Annotated in this window: 16 protein-coding genes; 5 read left to right on the top strand and 11 right to left on the bottom strand. The window is 47.1% G+C overall.

The features are described 5' to 3' along the window. Positions 1–16: 16 nt before the first annotated feature. On the bottom strand, positions 17–403 hold the full coding sequence (locus tag M3P05_RS18050; RefSeq protein ID WP_249701481.1) for a gamma-butyrobetaine hydroxylase-like domain-containing protein: 387 nt from the start codon (positions 401–403) through the stop codon (positions 17–19). 80 nt (positions 404–483) lie between these two features. Between M3P05_RS18050 and M3P05_RS18045 the strand changes: the two genes are divergently transcribed. Beyond that, entirely contained in the window at positions 484–1,680 is a 1,197-nt protein-coding gene (locus M3P05_RS18045; protein WP_249701480.1) for an LPS O-antigen chain length determinant protein WzzB, read from the top strand. 64 nt (positions 1,681–1,744) lie between these two features. Here the strand turns inward: M3P05_RS18045 and hslU are convergent, their stop codons facing one another. Both hslU and hslV read right to left on the bottom strand, forming a co-directional pair. Further along, positions 1,745–3,079, bottom strand: coding sequence for an ATP-dependent protease ATPase subunit HslU (gene hslU / locus M3P05_RS18040; protein ID WP_283777867.1), 1,335 nt, complete (start codon positions 3,077–3,079; stop codon positions 1,745–1,747). 30 nt (positions 3,080–3,109) lie between these two features. Further along, positions 3,110–3,652: an ATP-dependent protease subunit HslV gene (gene hslV, locus M3P05_RS18035; RefSeq protein WP_249701479.1), complete on the bottom strand. Its 543-nt coding sequence runs from the start codon at positions 3,650–3,652 to the stop codon at positions 3,110–3,112. Between the two features lie 190 nt (positions 3,653–3,842). Between hslV and M3P05_RS18030 the strand changes: the two genes are divergently transcribed. After that, on the top strand, positions 3,843–4,283 hold the full coding sequence (locus M3P05_RS18030) for a hypothetical protein (protein ID WP_249701478.1): 441 nt from the start codon (positions 3,843–3,845) through the stop codon (positions 4,281–4,283). A gap of 4 nt (positions 4,284–4,287) precedes the next feature. Here M3P05_RS18030 and trpC read toward each other — a convergent pair whose 3' ends face one another. From trpC to trpE, 4 genes are read right to left on the bottom strand one after another with little or no spacing between them, the layout of a single operon-like run. Next, positions 4,288–5,097, bottom strand: coding sequence for an indole-3-glycerol phosphate synthase TrpC (trpC, locus tag M3P05_RS18025; RefSeq protein WP_249701477.1), 810 nt, complete (start codon positions 5,095–5,097; stop codon positions 4,288–4,290). 14 nt (positions 5,098–5,111) lie between these two features. Further along, positions 5,112–6,149, bottom strand: a complete 1,038-nt coding sequence (trpD, locus tag M3P05_RS18020; RefSeq protein WP_249701476.1) for an anthranilate phosphoribosyltransferase — start codon at positions 6,147–6,149, stop codon at positions 5,112–5,114. Between the two features lie 50 nt (positions 6,150–6,199). Beyond that, a complete protein-coding gene (locus M3P05_RS18015; protein ID WP_249701475.1) occupies positions 6,200–6,784 on the bottom strand; it encodes an anthranilate synthase component II in 585 nt (194 codons plus the stop codon). Positions 6,785–6,838: 54 nt separating this feature from the next. Further along, positions 6,839–8,311 carry an anthranilate synthase component I gene (trpE, locus tag M3P05_RS18010; protein ID WP_249701474.1) on the bottom strand — a complete coding sequence of 491 codons (1,473 nt, stop codon included), beginning with the start codon at positions 8,309–8,311 and terminating at the stop codon, positions 6,839–6,841. 872 nt (positions 8,312–9,183) lie between these two features. On the opposite strand from trpE, the gene M3P05_RS18005 reads away from it, so the two are divergent. Further along, on the top strand, positions 9,184–10,569 hold the full coding sequence (locus M3P05_RS18005; protein WP_249701473.1) for an alanine/glycine:cation symporter family protein: 1,386 nt from the start codon (positions 9,184–9,186) through the stop codon (positions 10,567–10,569). 125 nt (positions 10,570–10,694) lie between these two features. Next, positions 10,695–11,021, top strand: coding sequence for a hypothetical protein (locus tag M3P05_RS18000; protein WP_249701472.1), 327 nt, complete (start codon positions 10,695–10,697; stop codon positions 11,019–11,021). 3 nt (positions 11,022–11,024) lie between these two features. Here the strand turns inward: M3P05_RS18000 and M3P05_RS17995 are convergent, their stop codons facing one another. Then, on the bottom strand, positions 11,025–11,675 hold the full coding sequence (locus tag M3P05_RS17995) for a phosphoglycolate phosphatase (protein ID WP_249701471.1): 651 nt from the start codon (positions 11,673–11,675) through the stop codon (positions 11,025–11,027). A 170-nt stretch (positions 11,676–11,845) separates the two neighbouring features. On the opposite strand from M3P05_RS17995, the gene M3P05_RS17990 reads away from it, so the two are divergent. Next, complete coding sequence (locus tag M3P05_RS17990; protein WP_249701470.1) at positions 11,846–12,838, top strand: C2H2-type zinc finger protein; 993 nt, start codon at positions 11,846–11,848, stop codon at positions 12,836–12,838. A gap of 8 nt (positions 12,839–12,846) precedes the next feature. Here M3P05_RS17990 and rpe read toward each other — a convergent pair whose 3' ends face one another. The 3 genes from rpe to djlA form a co-directional block, all read right to left on the bottom strand. Next, positions 12,847–13,512, bottom strand: a complete 666-nt coding sequence (gene rpe, locus M3P05_RS17985) for a ribulose-phosphate 3-epimerase (protein WP_249701469.1) — start codon at positions 13,510–13,512, stop codon at positions 12,847–12,849. Between the two features lie 103 nt (positions 13,513–13,615). Continuing rightward, positions 13,616–15,019, bottom strand: a complete 1,404-nt coding sequence (locus M3P05_RS17980; protein ID WP_249701468.1) for a class I adenylate-forming enzyme family protein — start codon at positions 15,017–15,019, stop codon at positions 13,616–13,618. A gap of 152 nt (positions 15,020–15,171) precedes the next feature. After that, complete coding sequence (djlA, locus tag M3P05_RS17975; RefSeq protein WP_249701466.1) at positions 15,172–16,008, bottom strand: co-chaperone DjlA; 837 nt, start codon at positions 16,006–16,008, stop codon at positions 15,172–15,174. Between the last annotated feature and the right edge of the window lie 86 nt (positions 16,009–16,094).

The raw sequence follows: 16,094 nt of genomic DNA, 5'->3' as shown, positions 1-16,094 counted from the left end.
CTGCGTTAACAGGATGTCATTCTATTAAGCGGACAGCACTGATATCCGGATCACGTGAGGCCCCTGCCGCTTCGAGGAGATCCAAATATCCTTGCCATTTTTCCCGGTAAGTCTCGCAGAGTTCACGAAGATACTCCCATGTATAGATACCGGAATCATGCCCGTCATCAAAAACCAGTTTCAGGGCATAATTTCCGACAGGTTCGATAGCTGAAATGGAAACGTTGGCTTTGCCGGTTTGGAGAACTTCCTGGCCTTCGCTATGCCCCTTCACTTCAGCAGAGGGACTAAATACTCGCAGATATTCACAACTAAGATAGAATATCTTGCCATCAAGGTATTCTAGCTCCAGCAATTTATCATTATTGTGTAAATGAAGACCGAGAGGGGTAAATCCAGACATACAAACACCTGCAAAAAAAGATAAAAACATTACAATATGATCACATTGAACAATAACTACAATTGGCCCGGTGATTGATTGTGAGTACCCCAAACTACGCTTACCAATACCCACAAGATGATGAGATAGATCTTTTTGAACTTGTTGAAAAGCTCTGGGCAAAAAAATGGCTCATCATTGGCACAACAGCGATAATTACCATGATCTCCGTAGTTGTCGCGTTTCTGCTGCCACCTGCCTGGCAGAGTGAGACCAAAGTATACATGTCTTCGAAGGGTGATCTTGGCTCATACAATGATATCCAGAGCCATCTGGCTACCAGCAAGGAGATTCTGCTTGATGAGAAATCATCAACTAACCAGCCATTTCCCCAGCTGGATCCCAAAGAATTATTTAATCTTTTTTATCGTCACCTCACATCGCGATCAATTTTACGTCAAGTCTATGTTAAAAGTGGGCTTGCCAAACAAATAACGACCAATGTTCAAAATAAAGAGCAAGCTCTAAGCCTTGGATTCAGTAGTTTTCAGGACAGGATCTCAATTGAGCGTTCTGGAGGAACAGACACAGTTAGTCCTATCACTATTTCATACAGTGCAGATACCCCTGAAGCGTCTGCTTCATTGATTAATGACTACCTTATTCCAACCGCAATAGAAAGAACACGTCGGGAATTAATTTCCAATATCACCACTGAGATTGAGGGTGAGATTACCAAAATAGACAAAAGCATGGTTCTGACTGAAAACCAGTTTATAGAAAAGTCCCGCCTAAAAACCCTTAAGCTTGAAGTAGCTTTAAAGATTGCGACAGCAGGAGATATAACAAGACCTGTTAACTTGAGCGCCAGCCTGCTCAATGACGATGACAATAGTCTGTTTCTCTTGGGAACAGATCTTCTAAAAACTCAACTCAGCATCCAGAGAAATGAAATTCTTGAATACAGGATGACGTCTAATCCACAGCCAAACGATGCAGATAAACCCTTGCTGCCTAAAGTTGCTTCACTTTTCATTGCCAAACAATCTCTGAAAATCCTTGATACAAGCTTGAGCAATCTGAAACCCATTATCATTGATGAGCCTGCTCAGATTCCAGTTACCCCCATCAAGCCTAATAAACGCTTGATCGTTGCACTAGGCACTGTACTCGGAGGTATGCTCAGTGTATTTATTGCCTTGATCCAGATTGCAATTGCAGGGCGCAAGGAAAAACAAAGAGCAACTGCAGCAATAATGGAAAGTTCAACATGTCAGACAGAAAAGCTAACAACCTAATAAAACCAGCCACAAACAATAAAGCCCCGCATTGCGGGGCTCAATTTCTATTAAATCAAGTAACTTAGAGAATATAACGGCTCAGATCCTCATCCTGCACCAAGTCACCCAGAGAACGATTCACATAATCACCATCAATCCGGACAGCCTCGCCTGCAGAAGCCAAGTCAGCAGCGGAGTAAGAAACTTCTTCCAGCAGACGCTCCATCACAGTATGCAGCCGACGAGCACCAATATTTTCAGTAGTTTCGTTAACCTGCCAGGCAACTTCAGCAATACGGGTCAGTCCACTCTGCTCAAAATCAATATCTAGCCCTTCGGTTTTCATCAGCGCCTTATACTGAGTAGTCAGTGAAGCATCAGGTTCTGTCAGAATACGCTCAAAGTCCTGAACGCTAAGAGCCTTCAGCTCTACGCGAATAGGCAGACGCCCCTGCAGCTCTGGAATCAAATCTGAAGGCTTGGACAGGTGAAAAGCACCGGAAGCAATAAACAGGATATGATCAGTTTTGATCATGCCGTATTTGGTGTTAACTGTGCAGCCTTCAATCAGGGGCAGCAAATCACGCTGCACACCTTCACGGGATACATCGGCATTGCTGTTGCCAGCACGCTTGGCAACCTTGTCGATCTCATCCAGGAAAACGATGCCATTTTCTTCGACGGACTGAATCGCTTTGGTTTTCAGTTCATCTTCATTAACCAGCTTGCTGGCTTCTTCATCCTGAACCAGCTTGAGTGCGTCTTTCACACGCAGCTTGCGGGATTGGGTGCGACCTGTGTTCATACCGGAGAACATATTCTGCAGCTGGCTGGTCATCTCCTCCATTCCGGGAGGAGCCATAATCTCTACGCCAACCTTGGCTTCCTGCACATCAATCTCGACCTCTTTATCATCGAGCTGACCTTCACGCAGTTTCTTGCGGAAGATCTGGCGGGTACCACTGTCTTCTTTTGGAGCACTGTCATCTGAGAAACTGCGTGCAGGTGGCAGCAGTGCATCCAGAATACGATCTTCGGCCGCATCCAGAGCGCGATGCTTAACCTTGTTCATTTCCTGCTCACGCATCATCTTGGTGGCAGCATCCATCAAGTCACGAACAATAGACTCTACATCTCGGCCAACATAACCAACTTCAGTAAACTTGGTTGCTTCAACTTTCAGGAAAGGAGCGTTTGCCAGACGGGCTAAACGACGGGCGACTTCCGTTTTACCAACACCAGTCGGGCCAATCATCAAAATATTCTTGGGGCTGATTTCGTTACGCAGATCCGCATCAACCTGCATACGGCGCCAGCGGTTGCGCAGGGCAATAGCTACTGCACGTTTGGCTTCATCTTGGCCAATAATATGTTTGTTCAGTTCGTGGACAATTTCACGGGGAGTCATGTTGGACATAATTCGTCTTTCTCAAAGCCGGAGAATTAATTACTCAGCATCCAGCTCTTCAATAGTTCTGGAATGGTTGGTGTAAACGCAGATATCGCCAGCAATATTCAAGCTCTTTTCGACAATATCGCGGGCAGATAGATCGGTATTGTCTGCCAGGGCAATCGCGGCAGAACGGGCAAAGTTGCTGCCGGAGCCAATCGCCAGAATGCCATCAACTGTTTCCATTACATCGCCATTACCAGTAATAATCAGGGATGCCTTGCTGTCGGCTACGATCAGCATGGCTTCCAGACGAGACAGGGTACGGTCAGTACGCCAGTCTTTAGCCAATTCTACGGCTGAGCGAACCAGCTGTCCCTGGTGCTTTTCCAACTGAGCTTCAAAGCGTTCAAAGAGGGTAAACGCATCCGCCGTGCCACCGGCAAAACCAGCGATAACATTGCCGTTATACAAGCGACGCACCTTACGGGCATTACCCTTAATCACTGTATCACCAAGGGACACCTGACCATCACCGCCAATCACGACCTTACCCTGTCGGCGAACGGATAATATGGTCGTACCTCTGTACTGTTCCAAGGAAAACTCCTGATGATAAATTTCTACTGAGAGTCGATATGGGGTGGATGAGACCTTTTTTCAAGAAACGCTTATAAAAAATTGGATCTGTAATTTCTCAGAGCCCTGCTTGCCAACTGACAATATTGTCAGTGCTGTAAAGCTCAGTAGCCGCTTATAATAGCTGTATCTAATCCCTTCGGGACAGGTTATGCAAGTACAATCTATTAATGATCAGGGAATAGCGGTGTTAGTTAATGCTGCTCTATCTCAATACTCGCTTTTCAAACTGTCTTTCCCTGACCAGCAAAGCTGTTGTACTTTCATGCTGAAAATAAAATATTTGCAACAAAACCCTTCTGAGCCTGATTACAACTCTCTTCAGAGTTACAGGTTAATTCGTGACAGGAAGATATATGAGTCTTTTCAATGTACAACCAGCGAGTTGCTACTCTACAAGTGTGAACAGGGACAGTCGTTCGATGCTCTCCCATTTCCAACCCAATATAAAGAAATCACATTTTCAAACAGTCAACAGAACCAGGGCAATAAATATGATCAAATCTCGAACACTTCCAGCCTGAAAAGAGCGACCAATGAAAATGTTCCAGCAACCTTTGGAAAACAGGCTAAATATCAAAAGATGCTATAGCACTTTACAACCAATCAACAAAGAGTTTCATCAACTCTGCACCTGGATCAGGAGCCCTCATAAATGCCTCACCAACCAGGAAGGCTTCGACACCCTGTTCAAACATTGCTGTAATATCAGTTTTATGATGAATTCCACTTTCGGTAACAACGAGACGGTCAGAAGGAATGCTTTTCAGCATTGAACTGGTTGTTTCCAGAGAGACATCAAAGGTATGCAAATTTCGATTATTTATACCAAGCAAGCGGTTTTCAAGTACTAAGGTACGTTCCAACTCTTCAGCATTATGCACTTCTATGAGAACATCCATTCCCAGTTTTTGCGCCAAGCTGTTTAATTCTGCCATACTCTCATCACTTAGTGCTGCTGCAATGAGCAAAATACAATCTGCCCCAATCGCACGAGCTTCATAAACCTGATAAGACGAAACTATAAAGTCCTTACGAATAACAGGAAGGCTGCAAGCTTCTCTGGCCTGAACTAGATAATCTTCATGCCCTTGGAAAAAATCCCAGTCTGTCAGAACGGAAAGGCAGGCTGCCCCAGCTTTCTCATAACTGCGTGCAATATCCGCAGGCCGAAAGTTTTCCCGGATAACACCTTTGCTGGGGGATGCTTTTTTTATCTCAGCGATAATGGCTGCTTTATTCTGGCTGACACGCGAAACCAGAGCATCAGCAAACCCTCTACACGCTTCAGCCTCGCTAGCTCTTTCAAATAACTTTTCAACAGAAACCTGTTCGGAGCGTTCAGCAATCTCTTCCCATTTACGCTTGATAATTTTTTTTAGAATTGTCGGTGTATCCGGTGTCATTCCTCTCCCCCCTGTTAAACCTGCTTGAAGACAGAGGTAAAGTCTGCCAGCTCTTTCATTTTCTCCAGTGCCAGACCGCTTGAAATGGCATCCCGCGCCATCGCTACGCCCTCTTTAAGAGAACTGGCAACCCCGGATACATAAATCGCCGCACCGGCATTGAGCGCAATCATATCAGCAGCCTTGGAGGCATAGTTACCCATTTGCTTGCCAAGTGCATCCTTTATTAAAGCCAGTGACTCTTCAGAACTACCAACCTCAAGGCCGATAAGGCTCTGGCTGGTTACACCGACATCTTCTGGTTTGATGTGATATTCCTGAACTTCGCCATACTTAAGCTCTGCCACAAGTGTTTCACTGGCCAGACTGATTTCATCCAGCCCATCAACAGCATGAACCACCATGACATGCTTATTCCCAAGACGACCCAGCACTTCCGCCATCGGACGGCACAGTTCACCTGTGAAGACCCCAACCACCAGACAGGGAACATCAGCCGGATTGGTCATGGGTCCCAAAATATTCATAAAGGTGCGAATACCGAGTTCTTTACGCGGTCCAATAGTGTACTTCATGGCGGAATGATGGTTCTGGGCAAACATAAAGCCGATACCAACTTCCTCAATACAGCGGGCAACCTGTTCCGGCGAAACATCCAGATTCACACCAGCCTGCAGCAGCACGTCAGCACTGCCGGAACTACTGGAAACACTTCGATTACCATGCTTGGCCACAGATACACCAGCTGCCGCAGCCACGAAAGAAGAGCCTGTGGAGACGTTAAAGAGGTTAGCTCCATCACCACCGGTACCGACAATATCCACCATATGATCAGCCCTGACTTCAACCTTGCTGGCCAGCTCACGCATGACTGTGACCGCACCGGCTATCTCATCAATGCTTTCGCTTTTCATTCTCAGGGCAGTGAGAAACGAACCAATCTGCGCTTCGGTAGCACCTCCAGACATAATCTGGCGCATCACAGACTTCATCTCATCAAAGCTTAAATCCAGGTGCTGCACAGCTCGACCGATAGCTTCTTTAATATCCATAATTCGTTTCTCTGCCTCAAATTTATTCTTGTAACGCTACATCAACATCTTTAGCCAGTCTGCTTCAGGAAATTGGCGAGGATGTCATGCCCATGGTCAGTCATAATTGACTCCGGGTGGAACTGGACGCCCTCAATCATCAGCTCCTTATGGCGCAGGCCCATAATTTCATCCATGGAACCATCTTCATTCTGAGTCCAGGCGGTCACTTCCAGACAATCTGGCAAGGTTTCCTTATCGACAACCAGCGAGTGATAACGGGTACATGTAAATGGATTTTCCAGCCCCGCAAACACACCCTTACCATTGTGATAAACCGGTGAAACCTTACCGTGCATCACCTGCCTGGCCCGAATAACATCACCACCATAAACCTGACCAAGACTCTGGTGCCCCAGACAAATCCCAAGAACAGGAATCTTTCCGGCAAAGTGGCGAATCGCCTCCATGGATATACCGGCTTCATTCGGAGTGCAGGGGCCGGGAGATATCACCAGATGATCCGGGCTGAGCTTGTCTATATCCTGCACGGAGATTTCATCATTTCGGTACACCTGCACATCAGCACCCAGCTCCCCAAGGTACTGCACCACGTTGTATGTGAAGGAGTCATAGTTATCGATCATTAACAGCATTATCGGTCTCTCCAGTCCGACACAGAGGTTGATTACACCCCTGAAAATCATTTATCACAGGCCGTCTCGGGCCATATCTGCCGCATGAAAAATCGCGCGACCTTTATTCAGTGTTTCTTTCCATTCAAGCTCGGGGATTGAGTCTGCCACAACCCCCGCACCGGCCTGAATATTCAGCTGCCCATCTTTAATAACAGCTGTTCGAATAGCTATTGCAGTATCCATATTGCCGTTCCAGGCCAAGTAACCCACTGCACCGCCGTAAATTCCCCGTTTAACAGGCTCCAGCTCATCGATAATTTCCATGGCCCTGACCTTGGGCGCCCCACTTAAAGTGCCGGCAGGCAGCGTCGCCCTCAGTACATCTATGGCCGACAATCCATCTTTCAGTTTGCCAGTCACATTGGAAACAATATGCATAACATGGGAGTACCTTTCGACCACCATCTTGTCAGTCAGACTGACAGAACCCGTCTGAGCCACACGACCAACATCATTACGACCAAGATCAATAAGCATCAGGTGCTCAGCTATCTCCTTTGGATCATCCAGCAACTCCTGCTCCAGCTCCTTGTCCCGCTCAGGCGTTTGCCCACGTTTACGGGTGCCGGCAATAGGCCGTACAGTCACTTCATCATGCTCAAGGCGCGCCAGTATCTCAGGAGACGACCCAACAATATGGAAGTCCCGAAGATTCAGGTAATACATATAGGGCGACGGATTGAGACAACGCAGCGCCCGATACAGGTTCAGAGGATGTTCATCATAGGGAAGAGTCATTCTCTGTGATGGCACCACCTGCATGACATCACCATCAAGAATGTAATCCTTTATCTTTTCAACGCCTTTTTTGTAACCACTCTCGCCCCACAGAGAAGTAAACGCCTCTTCTGACTTCACAGCTTTACCATCACCGGATGGGAGGTAGGCCCGTTTATTCTTGAGCGACTGCAGGCGAGCATCAATAGTCGCTTCAGCCCTGATCAGCGCATCTTTCTCTGCAGGGTCAACATGGGTAATAAAAACGACTTTGCCAGACAGATTATCAAAAACCACCAGGTCATCCATCACCATCAACAGAATGTCGGGAGTTCCCAGGACATCCTCTGGCTGGCTCTTTGCCAGCCGGGGCTCAATATAACGAGCGGTATCGTAGGAGAAGTAACCCACGAGCCCACCATGGAAGCGTGGCAGATCCGGCAGGTCTGGCACCCGGAACCTCTCTTTGAAGGTTTCAATCTCTGTCAGTGGGTCTTTGACTTCACGCTTTTCGACTATCTGGCCATCAGTTTCCAATGTCCACTCAAGCCCTGATACTCGCAGAACAGTGCGACTACCAAGCCCGATAAAAGAGTAGCGCCCCCATTTTTCTCCCCCTTCAACAGATTCCAGCAGGCAGGAGTAATCCGTATCTGCCAGCTTCAGGTAGGTGGATAAAGGTGTATCAAAGTCAGCCAAAACCTCACGGGTTACGGGTATACGGTTATACCCCTGGCTGACCAGTGACTGAAACTGTTCAGGTGTCATAACAGGCTGTCCCTGTAGATCAGATTATTGTCGTTAATATGAGAGTTATAGAAGATCAGGTGAGCGGTTGCTCAGGCGCAGGCACGCCATCGCCAGCAAAAGAGAGGCAGAGAGGAAAGCAGATTGTCAGTTAACGAGTAACTCACTGCATAGCTCCAGTAGAGAAGGATACGACCCACACAAACATACACTCAGAGCACGATTAGTAGGTACTTCCACCTAAGATTGCCAGAGAATATAGAACACCGCTGGGAATAGCAATAACATCCAGTTAATTCATTTCAGCCAAATACTACAAGATTGAAAGTTCAGAGAAACAAAGCTGACAACCAGAGGAACGAATAGAATTAATACAGTAAATACAGAACCTATTGCTTATTAACATCCATTGCTCAAATAAAATATTATTTAACTGTGGTTAAATTAATTATCGCGGGCATCTAATTCACTGCAAAAAATAAGGGTTATTTTTTATATCCAGAATCAAATTTTATTTACCAAAAACAAATTATTATAAACATGCATGCAATACTATTAATTTAACGCCCACCTTATTTAATAAAACAAAAATTAATTTCACCAAAAAAGCCGCAATTTTTTTGCTCTAGAACAATTTTTCAAAATCACTCTAACAATAAAATATCTCGCAACTGCCCGGGCTCACAAAAGCCCTCCAGTGAAGGGCATGAACGAGTAGAGGCTGTTATGCCATTGATTAAAGCCAACCCTTTTTTTGATTCGGTTAATTGCCATTGGCTAATTAACCGATATCAAATTCAGCCCGCACCAGATCCAAACAAAGATCTCTCATAAGACAACACCTTAAAAAATCACAACTGATCACTTATCACTAAATCCATAAGGAGTTTGATATGGATGCATTAATGTCCCTTGTTGGCTGGGCCAACAGTGTACTTTGGGGATACCTCTTAATATTCCTGCTGTGCGGTACCGGTATTTACTTCACATTCAAACTCCGCTTTGTTCAGGTTCGAATGTTCACCCGATCGGTTAAATACGCACTGGGCGGAGGAAAGAAAGGACAAACCGCTGACAACAAGGGTATGAGTTCTTTCCAATCCCTGACTACTGCTGTTGCTGCACAGGTTGGTACCGGTAACCTGGCAGGTGCTGCTACCGCAATCGCAGCCGGTGGCCCTGGCGCTATCTTCTGGATGTGGATCACTGCCTTCTTCGGCATGGGTACCATCTTCGCAGAATCCGTTCTGTCTCAGGTTTATAAGGAAGACGTGAACGGCCAGACCCGTGGTGGTCCTGCTTACTACCTGTCCAAAGGTGTTGGCAGCAAGGCGCTGGGTTCTTTCTTCGCCGTAACCATCATTCTGGCTCTTGGCTTTATCGGTAACATGGTACAGGCCAACTCCATTGGTGATGCATTCAACACTGCCTTTGGCATTAGCCCACTGGCTGTTGGTATCGTAATCGCTATCCTGGCAGGTCTGATTTTCAGCGGTGGTGTGAAGGCAATCGCTTCCTTCACTTCCAAGGCCGTACCTTTCATGGCCATCATGTACATCCTGGGTAGCTGCTACATCCTGCTGACCAACATTCCTGGCGTGATTGCTGGCTTCAAGATGATCTTCGTTGGTGCTTTCGACCCTGTTGCTGCTACCGGCGGTCTGCTGGGTGCAACCATCAAGGAAGCTGTTCGTTACGGTGTTGCCCGTGGCCTGTTCTCCAACGAAGCTGGTATGGGTTCTACTCCACACGCTCACGCTGTGGCCAAGGTTGACCATCCTGTTGAGCAGGGCGGTGTAGCGATGTTCGGTGTATTCTTCGACACCTTCGTTATCCTGACCATCACTGCACTGGTTATCCTGACTGTGCCCATCGATGGTTCCATGTCTGGTATCCGCCTGACTCAGGAAGCATTCACTCACGGTATGGGTTCCTTCGGCGGCATCTTTATCGCGATCGCACTGCTGTTCTTCGCCTTCTCTACCATCATCGGCTGGTACTTCTTCGGTGAAGCTAACGTTCGCTTCCTGTTCCGCGACAAAGGTGACAGCGCTGTTAAGGTTTACTCCCTGATCGTTATGGCCTTCATCGTACTGGGCTGCACACTGAAAGTGGCTCTGGTATGGGAACTGGCTGACTTCTTCAACGGCATCATGGTATTCCCGAACCTGATCGGTCTGCTGATCCTGGCCAAGGTTGTAGGCAACAAACTGAGCGATTTCGAAGATCGCTACCTGCCTGAAACTGAAGGTACTGGTGAAGCTGCCAAGCAGAACTAATCACTAAGTTCTCTCCCGACAAAGAAAGGGGCTGAAGGATCAGCCCCTTTCTTTTGCCTGCAAGATCAAGCACACTTCCCACCAAATCTTCCCTCTCCTTCATGATTACCAGCCCCGGAGTTGTTATGTGGTGGCGCATTGTTCTGCTTGTTCTTGCTTATCTCGTTCTTGGCGCTCACTTTCTCCGGCTTGGCAGTGTTGTCTGGGCTATTCTGATCACGGTCGCACCATTAATACTGTTTTATCGTAAGCATATTGTTGTAACGCTTCTTCAGGGCGGTTTGATAGCTGGCACACTCTTCGTGTGGGTTCCAACCACTTACAACCTGATCAGCATGCGAATTCTGTTTGAGCAGCCATGGCTGCGCATGGCAGTTATTCTTGGAACAGTTATTGTGTGCAACCTGCAAATTGTATTTCTGGCTAACAGACTCAAATCAGAAAATAGATAGAAATTACTCGCCAACCAACTCAGCTAAAGTGCTAACAAGCCCATCCGGGGATGAGTTCATTATAGGCTCTCCATGGTTATACCCATAAGGCACCGCGACACATGCAACACCTGCAGCTCTGGCAGCCGCAACATCATGCCTGGAGTCTCCAACCATCAATGCACAATCAGGCTCAACATCAAAGTGATCCATTACATGTATTAATGGAGTCGGATCAGGTTTTCTTTCAGGAAGGGTGTCACCACAAACGACCATGGAGAAATACTGATCGATTTCCAGATGGGCCAACAAACCACCAGTAAACCTTTCACTCTTATTGGTAATAACAGCAAGCTTTATTCCAAGCTCGTGCAGTTTTGATAAGGACTCTCTTACTCCCGGATAAACAACACTGAAAGAACCACAGGATTTATCATAAGCCCTGTCAAAAGCGTCCCTCGCCTTGGTAAAAGCATCACTATCAAAACTCACAATCTCTTCTGAGCACCCAGCATCTCGCAATGCCCTTCGAACAAGAACAGGAATCCCGTTACCAATCCAAAGTTTTGTTTTATCTTCTCCTACAGGTGAGAAACCCATCTCAACAAGCATTTCATCAACAGCAACCGCCAGATCTGGCACGCTGTCCACCAGCGTTCCATCCAGATCAAACATAACGAGCTCTGGTAATTTTCCGGCAAATAATTTTTTCAACAATATCCTACTTCTTACACTACGCTACTTGGATCGCTTGCAATTCTACCGGTGTCACAAAGATCCCGTCAGACAAACCCAACGCTCCCAGCTTATCCAATCAGGAGCCTGTATCGCTGCAGTGTCAAACTTTGAATAGCTGGCGAGATCAGACAACATTTATATCAGTACTCCTACTGCTCATTCTGCTCTCTACCAGAATAGAGGCTACAGGAACCAAGCCTGGCGAACCCTCCTCACCAAAAACAGCCTCTCAAATACTTTCAAAGGACTATAGCAGCTTCATTGCACCTCCTCCCCTCTGTTACAGCATCTCCAGCGATGAAGATTATTTTAACACTGTAACCTTCCCCCCCAATTTAAGCGCATTCTTTTGGCTCAATGAAAACGTTATATTTTTTGATGAAAAGCCAGAGGAAAACTCATTAGAAGTTATAAATTCCAGTTGCTCAGATTCCATGTGCGCTGTCACCATTCAGGATGGTGCTCACAATTCTACCATCAACGCTGAGATTTTGGCTCCTACCCCATCAACAGCGACAGTCATTCTTGATTGCCCTGTCAGTAGCAAACCACCCATAGAAGACGCTGATCAAAAAAATTTCCCGGCTCACAACCGCGAAATCACCCATTGCAATCCAATGGCCGCTATCCGAACCGCAGCGACAGCAGTCACCGCTGCCAAACCAGAAACTGTTTTTTTTTCAGTCAGCGTCAGATCTCAAGAAACCAAGCCCGTGCGCAAAACAGCTGATGAAACTTTTTTCACATGTCAGGCAAGCAGCGATGGCAGATATCATTGTAAATTCCCGGGCTGCGAAAAGAATTATGGCCGTACAGGTCATCTAAAATATCACACTAGAAGGCATACAGGCGAAAGACCTTTCGTATGCAAATGGGCAGACTGTGAATGGACGTTCAGTCGTTCTGACGAATTGAAACGGCATATACGAACACACACTAGAGAAAAGCCTTATAAGTGTAATAAGTGCCGCAAAGCATTCAGCCGTTCTGATCACTTGAGCAACCACAAGAAAACACACCAAAATAATTTGGCACCCGGGCCAAGCCGGATTAAAAAGAAAAAAAAGGGGGGGGGAGAGAAAGAAAGCCCCCTCCAATAGGTGGTAAATTAGCCTGCCAGTTCAGATCTCATCTGTTTGATAACATCCGCATAATCATCAGCACCGTATATAGCAGAACCAGCAACAAAAGTATCCACACCGGCATCAGCAATTTCACGAATGTTCTGCACACCTACACCGCCATCAATCTCCAGGCGAATATCGTAACCGCTGGCATCAATCATCTCGCGAACCTTGCGTGCCTTATCAAGAGTGGCAGGAATAAACTTCTGACCACCAAAGCCCGGGTTAACAGACATCAGCAAAATCATATCCAGCTTGTCCATTACATATTCAAGGCAGGATGGGCTGGTTGCAGGATTCAGAACCAGGCCAGCCTTGGCACCACCGGCACGAATCATCTGCAGGCTGCGATCAACATGATCACTGGCTTCAGCATGGAAGGTGATATAGCTTGCACCAGCTTTCAGGAAAGACTCAATCATCTGATCAACAGGACGCACCATCAGGTGCACATCAACAGGAGCAGTAATGCCATAGTCACGCAGTGCTTTACACACCATGGGACCAAAGGTCAGGTTGGGCACATAGTGATTATCCATCACATCGAAGTGCACAATATCGGCACCTGCATCCAGAACAGCCTGGGTATCTTCACCTAAACGGGCAAAATCAGCAGAAAGGATACTGGGAGCGATCAGAAAGTCTTTCATCAGCCGGTTCACAAATGATTGGAAAAGCGGGATTGTACCCGCAAGCTATCCGGTAAACATAGAGGATTTGGGAATGTTCTCCAGCCAAACACTCTATTTCAGCTCAGGCTTCGCTCTCAGTCTGCAAATTCATTCTTCCAATAAATCGGTAAAAACGCGGATTGTCTTCGTCGATAACAAACAGATCACCAGTACGCTGAAAACCATCGTCATCATCGTCATCATCCTCAGCAGTCCCCGGCGGCTGGTAGTAACCATCAAAAAGAGAGGGCCCTTTCACGTAAAGCTCTCCCGGCTGTTCAGGAGCGGTAATCTCTTCTCCTTTTCCCGGGTCAACAAGGCGAGTACTGACCATTCGGGACATCCGGCTACCCCACCCTTCAACCTGTTCACAAAAACGTGGAAAGAGCTGGCCCGACCAGCGTTCACAGCGATCAGCAGGTACAGCCAGCAGGCTGGCTCCTTCACTGGTACCATAACAGTTCAGGACATTCACTCCCGAGAGCCGGGCAACATCATCAGCCAGCTGTGAATCAATGGAGGCAAAACCTGACACCAGCGTCCTCAAACATCCGAGGTTATGACTGTCATTTGCTTCCAGATAACTTTTTATCTGAGCCAAAACCGCTGGAGGCACGCCCGCACAGGTCACACGTTCCTGAGATATCAGGGAGATAACCTGCTCAGTATCGCCGGTTTGATCGAGAACCAGCCGGGCGCCTGCCATTAACCAGTTATAAAGGAAAGCTCCAATTCCAGATGCTGCCGCCAGAGAAAAACCGCAGAACAGAGTATCCCCATTTCTTAATCCGGCTCCTTCATAAACAAATGAAGCCAGTGCGAACCACTGATTATGCGTGCGGGGAATTGCCGGGCGGGCACCTTCTTCGTCACGTTTCCATGCCAGGGTAAATACTTCATTGGGGGAAACAGGAACACTGTCCATTATCTTTCCCAGGTGTTTGATTTCCTCTTCACCGGCATGGGTTTCAAAAGAGAGATTAAGAACCTCATCATCACCAGTTTCAGAAAAGCTGGCCAGCTGACATGACTCTGGAAGCCAGGTGCGTGCCTGTTTGAGAAAATCACGGTGTTGATATCGACACCCAACATACATCACCGGCTCAAGCTGCAGGGCAAGCCCCGTTAAACTGGCACAGCTTTTCTCAACAGGAACCGGACAAACCAGTGCACCAATGCGGGCCAGAGCCAGATAAAGAACAACCGTTTCAACAGTATTGGGTAGCTGAGAAACAACAACCTGATCTTTCTTTAAGCCCGCAGAAAGTAAACGCGCACTTACGTCCCTTACGGCGGTAAACAGGTCACTGTAGGTTAAACGACAAGGCTTTCCTTCTGTGAAGGTCTCCTTGTCAGGAGGATCAGCAAGCGCAACGCGCCCTGGATGAATGGCAACGGTTCTCCGGAAAAGACTTTCCAGAGACTCTTCTCCCCAATAGCCATTGCGCACATAGTACTCAATGGATTCCCTGCTGCTGGTCTGCATGATCAGGTTCTTTTGTCGTTATTGGTATTCTTGAGAAGTGCAGCGAATATCTAAAAATAATACCGGGAGCGGCTGCACTTCTATTTATTTGGTTATCAGGTGATTGAGATTATCCACAACGGCCAGCAACTTCAACACCCATTCGATAGAGCCTAACTATTCCTCTTACGATGCTGCTGCACAAGGTCATAGGCGGCCTGAATTTCCTGAGTTTTTCTCTTGGCCACTTCCATCATCTCTTCCGGCAGACCTTTAGCCACCAGTTTATCGGGATGGTGTTCACTCATCAGCTTGCGGTAAGCACGCTTCACATCCCGATCACTGGCATCAGGAGATACACCCAGTGTTGCATAAGCTTCCTTAAGCTCATTACGGCTACTTGTACGTTGCCAGCCGCCCTGCTGCTGATATCCACCCTGACCCTGACCTGTGTGATGGGAGTAAAAATTTCTCTGTGCCTGAAACCGCTTATGCAGAAGATCGAAGGCAAAGTTATTAATACCCAGGAAATGACAGGCTTCATACAGAACGCCCTGCTCAGATGGGCTCATTTCGCCATCGGCATAAGCAGCCTGCAACTGGATTTCCAGAAACATCTGAATCAGGCTGCTATTACCGGCGTACTCGCGAAAGCGTCTTAAAACAGCTTCAACAGGCTCACCATTTTTGCCTTGATTAAAAAAGTGGATAGCCTGTCTGCGCTGCTCAGAAGTCAGACGCATCTGCCCCATTAGAGCTTCGGCAACTTTAATTTCACTTTCATTAACGACGCCATCAGACTTGGCCAGCTTTCCCATAACCAGAAAAGTGGCTTCAAAGAAAGCTGTCTGGGTCTGGCGCTGGCGCTCTGCGCTCTGGCGGCCATAGACCATACGCGGGCCCTGGTTCTGATTATCCAGCCAGGCACCAAACAGGGCTCCTACTATCGCGCCAAATGGCCCACCAAAAAGGAAACCCAGGAAACCAAGAAATACTGTTCTAAACCACATGTTATTTACCGCGTAAGTGCCGCCTTTATCATACGCTTTTCAACTGTTCATATCTGCTTATACAAATGAAAAGGGGCACTGACCAC

Origin of the sequence: Parendozoicomonas callyspongiae (assembly GCF_023502345.1) — a bacterium.
GTDB classification, from domain to species: Bacteria; Pseudomonadota; Gammaproteobacteria; order Pseudomonadales; family Endozoicomonadaceae; genus Sansalvadorimonas; species Sansalvadorimonas callyspongiae.
Note: the sequence above shows the minus strand (reverse complement) of the source record. Positions and strands in the feature narration are given on the sequence as shown.

Coding starts and splice junctions, on each gene's coding strand:
- M3P05_RS18030 (WP_249701478.1), top strand. CDS start 3,843: ATGCAAGTACAATCTATTAATGATCAGGGAATAGCGGTGTTAGTTAAT.
- M3P05_RS17980 (WP_249701468.1), bottom strand. CDS start 15,019: ATGCAGACCAGCAGCAGGGAATCCATTGAGTACTATGTGCGCAATGGC.
- M3P05_RS18005 (WP_249701473.1), top strand. CDS start 9,184: ATGGATGCATTAATGTCCCTTGTTGGCTGGGCCAACAGTGTACTTTGG.
- rpe (WP_249701469.1), bottom strand. CDS start 13,512: ATGAAAGACTTTCTGATCGCTCCCAGTATCCTTTCTGCTGATTTTGCC.
- M3P05_RS18000 (WP_249701472.1), top strand. CDS start 10,695: ATGTGGTGGCGCATTGTTCTGCTTGTTCTTGCTTATCTCGTTCTTGGC.
- djlA (WP_249701466.1), bottom strand. CDS start 16,008: ATGTGGTTTAGAACAGTATTTCTTGGTTTCCTGGGTTTCCTTTTTGGT.
- M3P05_RS18050 (WP_249701481.1), bottom strand. CDS start 403: ATGTCTGGATTTACCCCTCTCGGTCTTCATTTACACAATAATGATAAA.
- M3P05_RS17995 (WP_249701471.1), bottom strand. CDS start 11,675: ATGTTTGATCTGGATGGAACGCTGGTGGACAGCGTGCCAGATCTGGCG.
- trpE (WP_249701474.1), bottom strand. CDS start 8,311: ATGACACCTGAACAGTTTCAGTCACTGGTCAGCCAGGGGTATAACCGT.
- trpD (WP_249701476.1), bottom strand. CDS start 6,149: ATGGATATTAAAGAAGCTATCGGTCGAGCTGTGCAGCACCTGGATTTA.
- trpC (WP_249701477.1), bottom strand. CDS start 5,097: ATGACACCGGATACACCGACAATTCTAAAAAAAATTATCAAGCGTAAA.
- hslU (WP_283777867.1), bottom strand. CDS start 3,079: ATGTCCAACATGACTCCCCGTGAAATTGTCCACGAACTGAACAAACAT.
- M3P05_RS18015 (WP_249701475.1), bottom strand. CDS start 6,784: ATGCTGTTAATGATCGATAACTATGACTCCTTCACATACAACGTGGTG.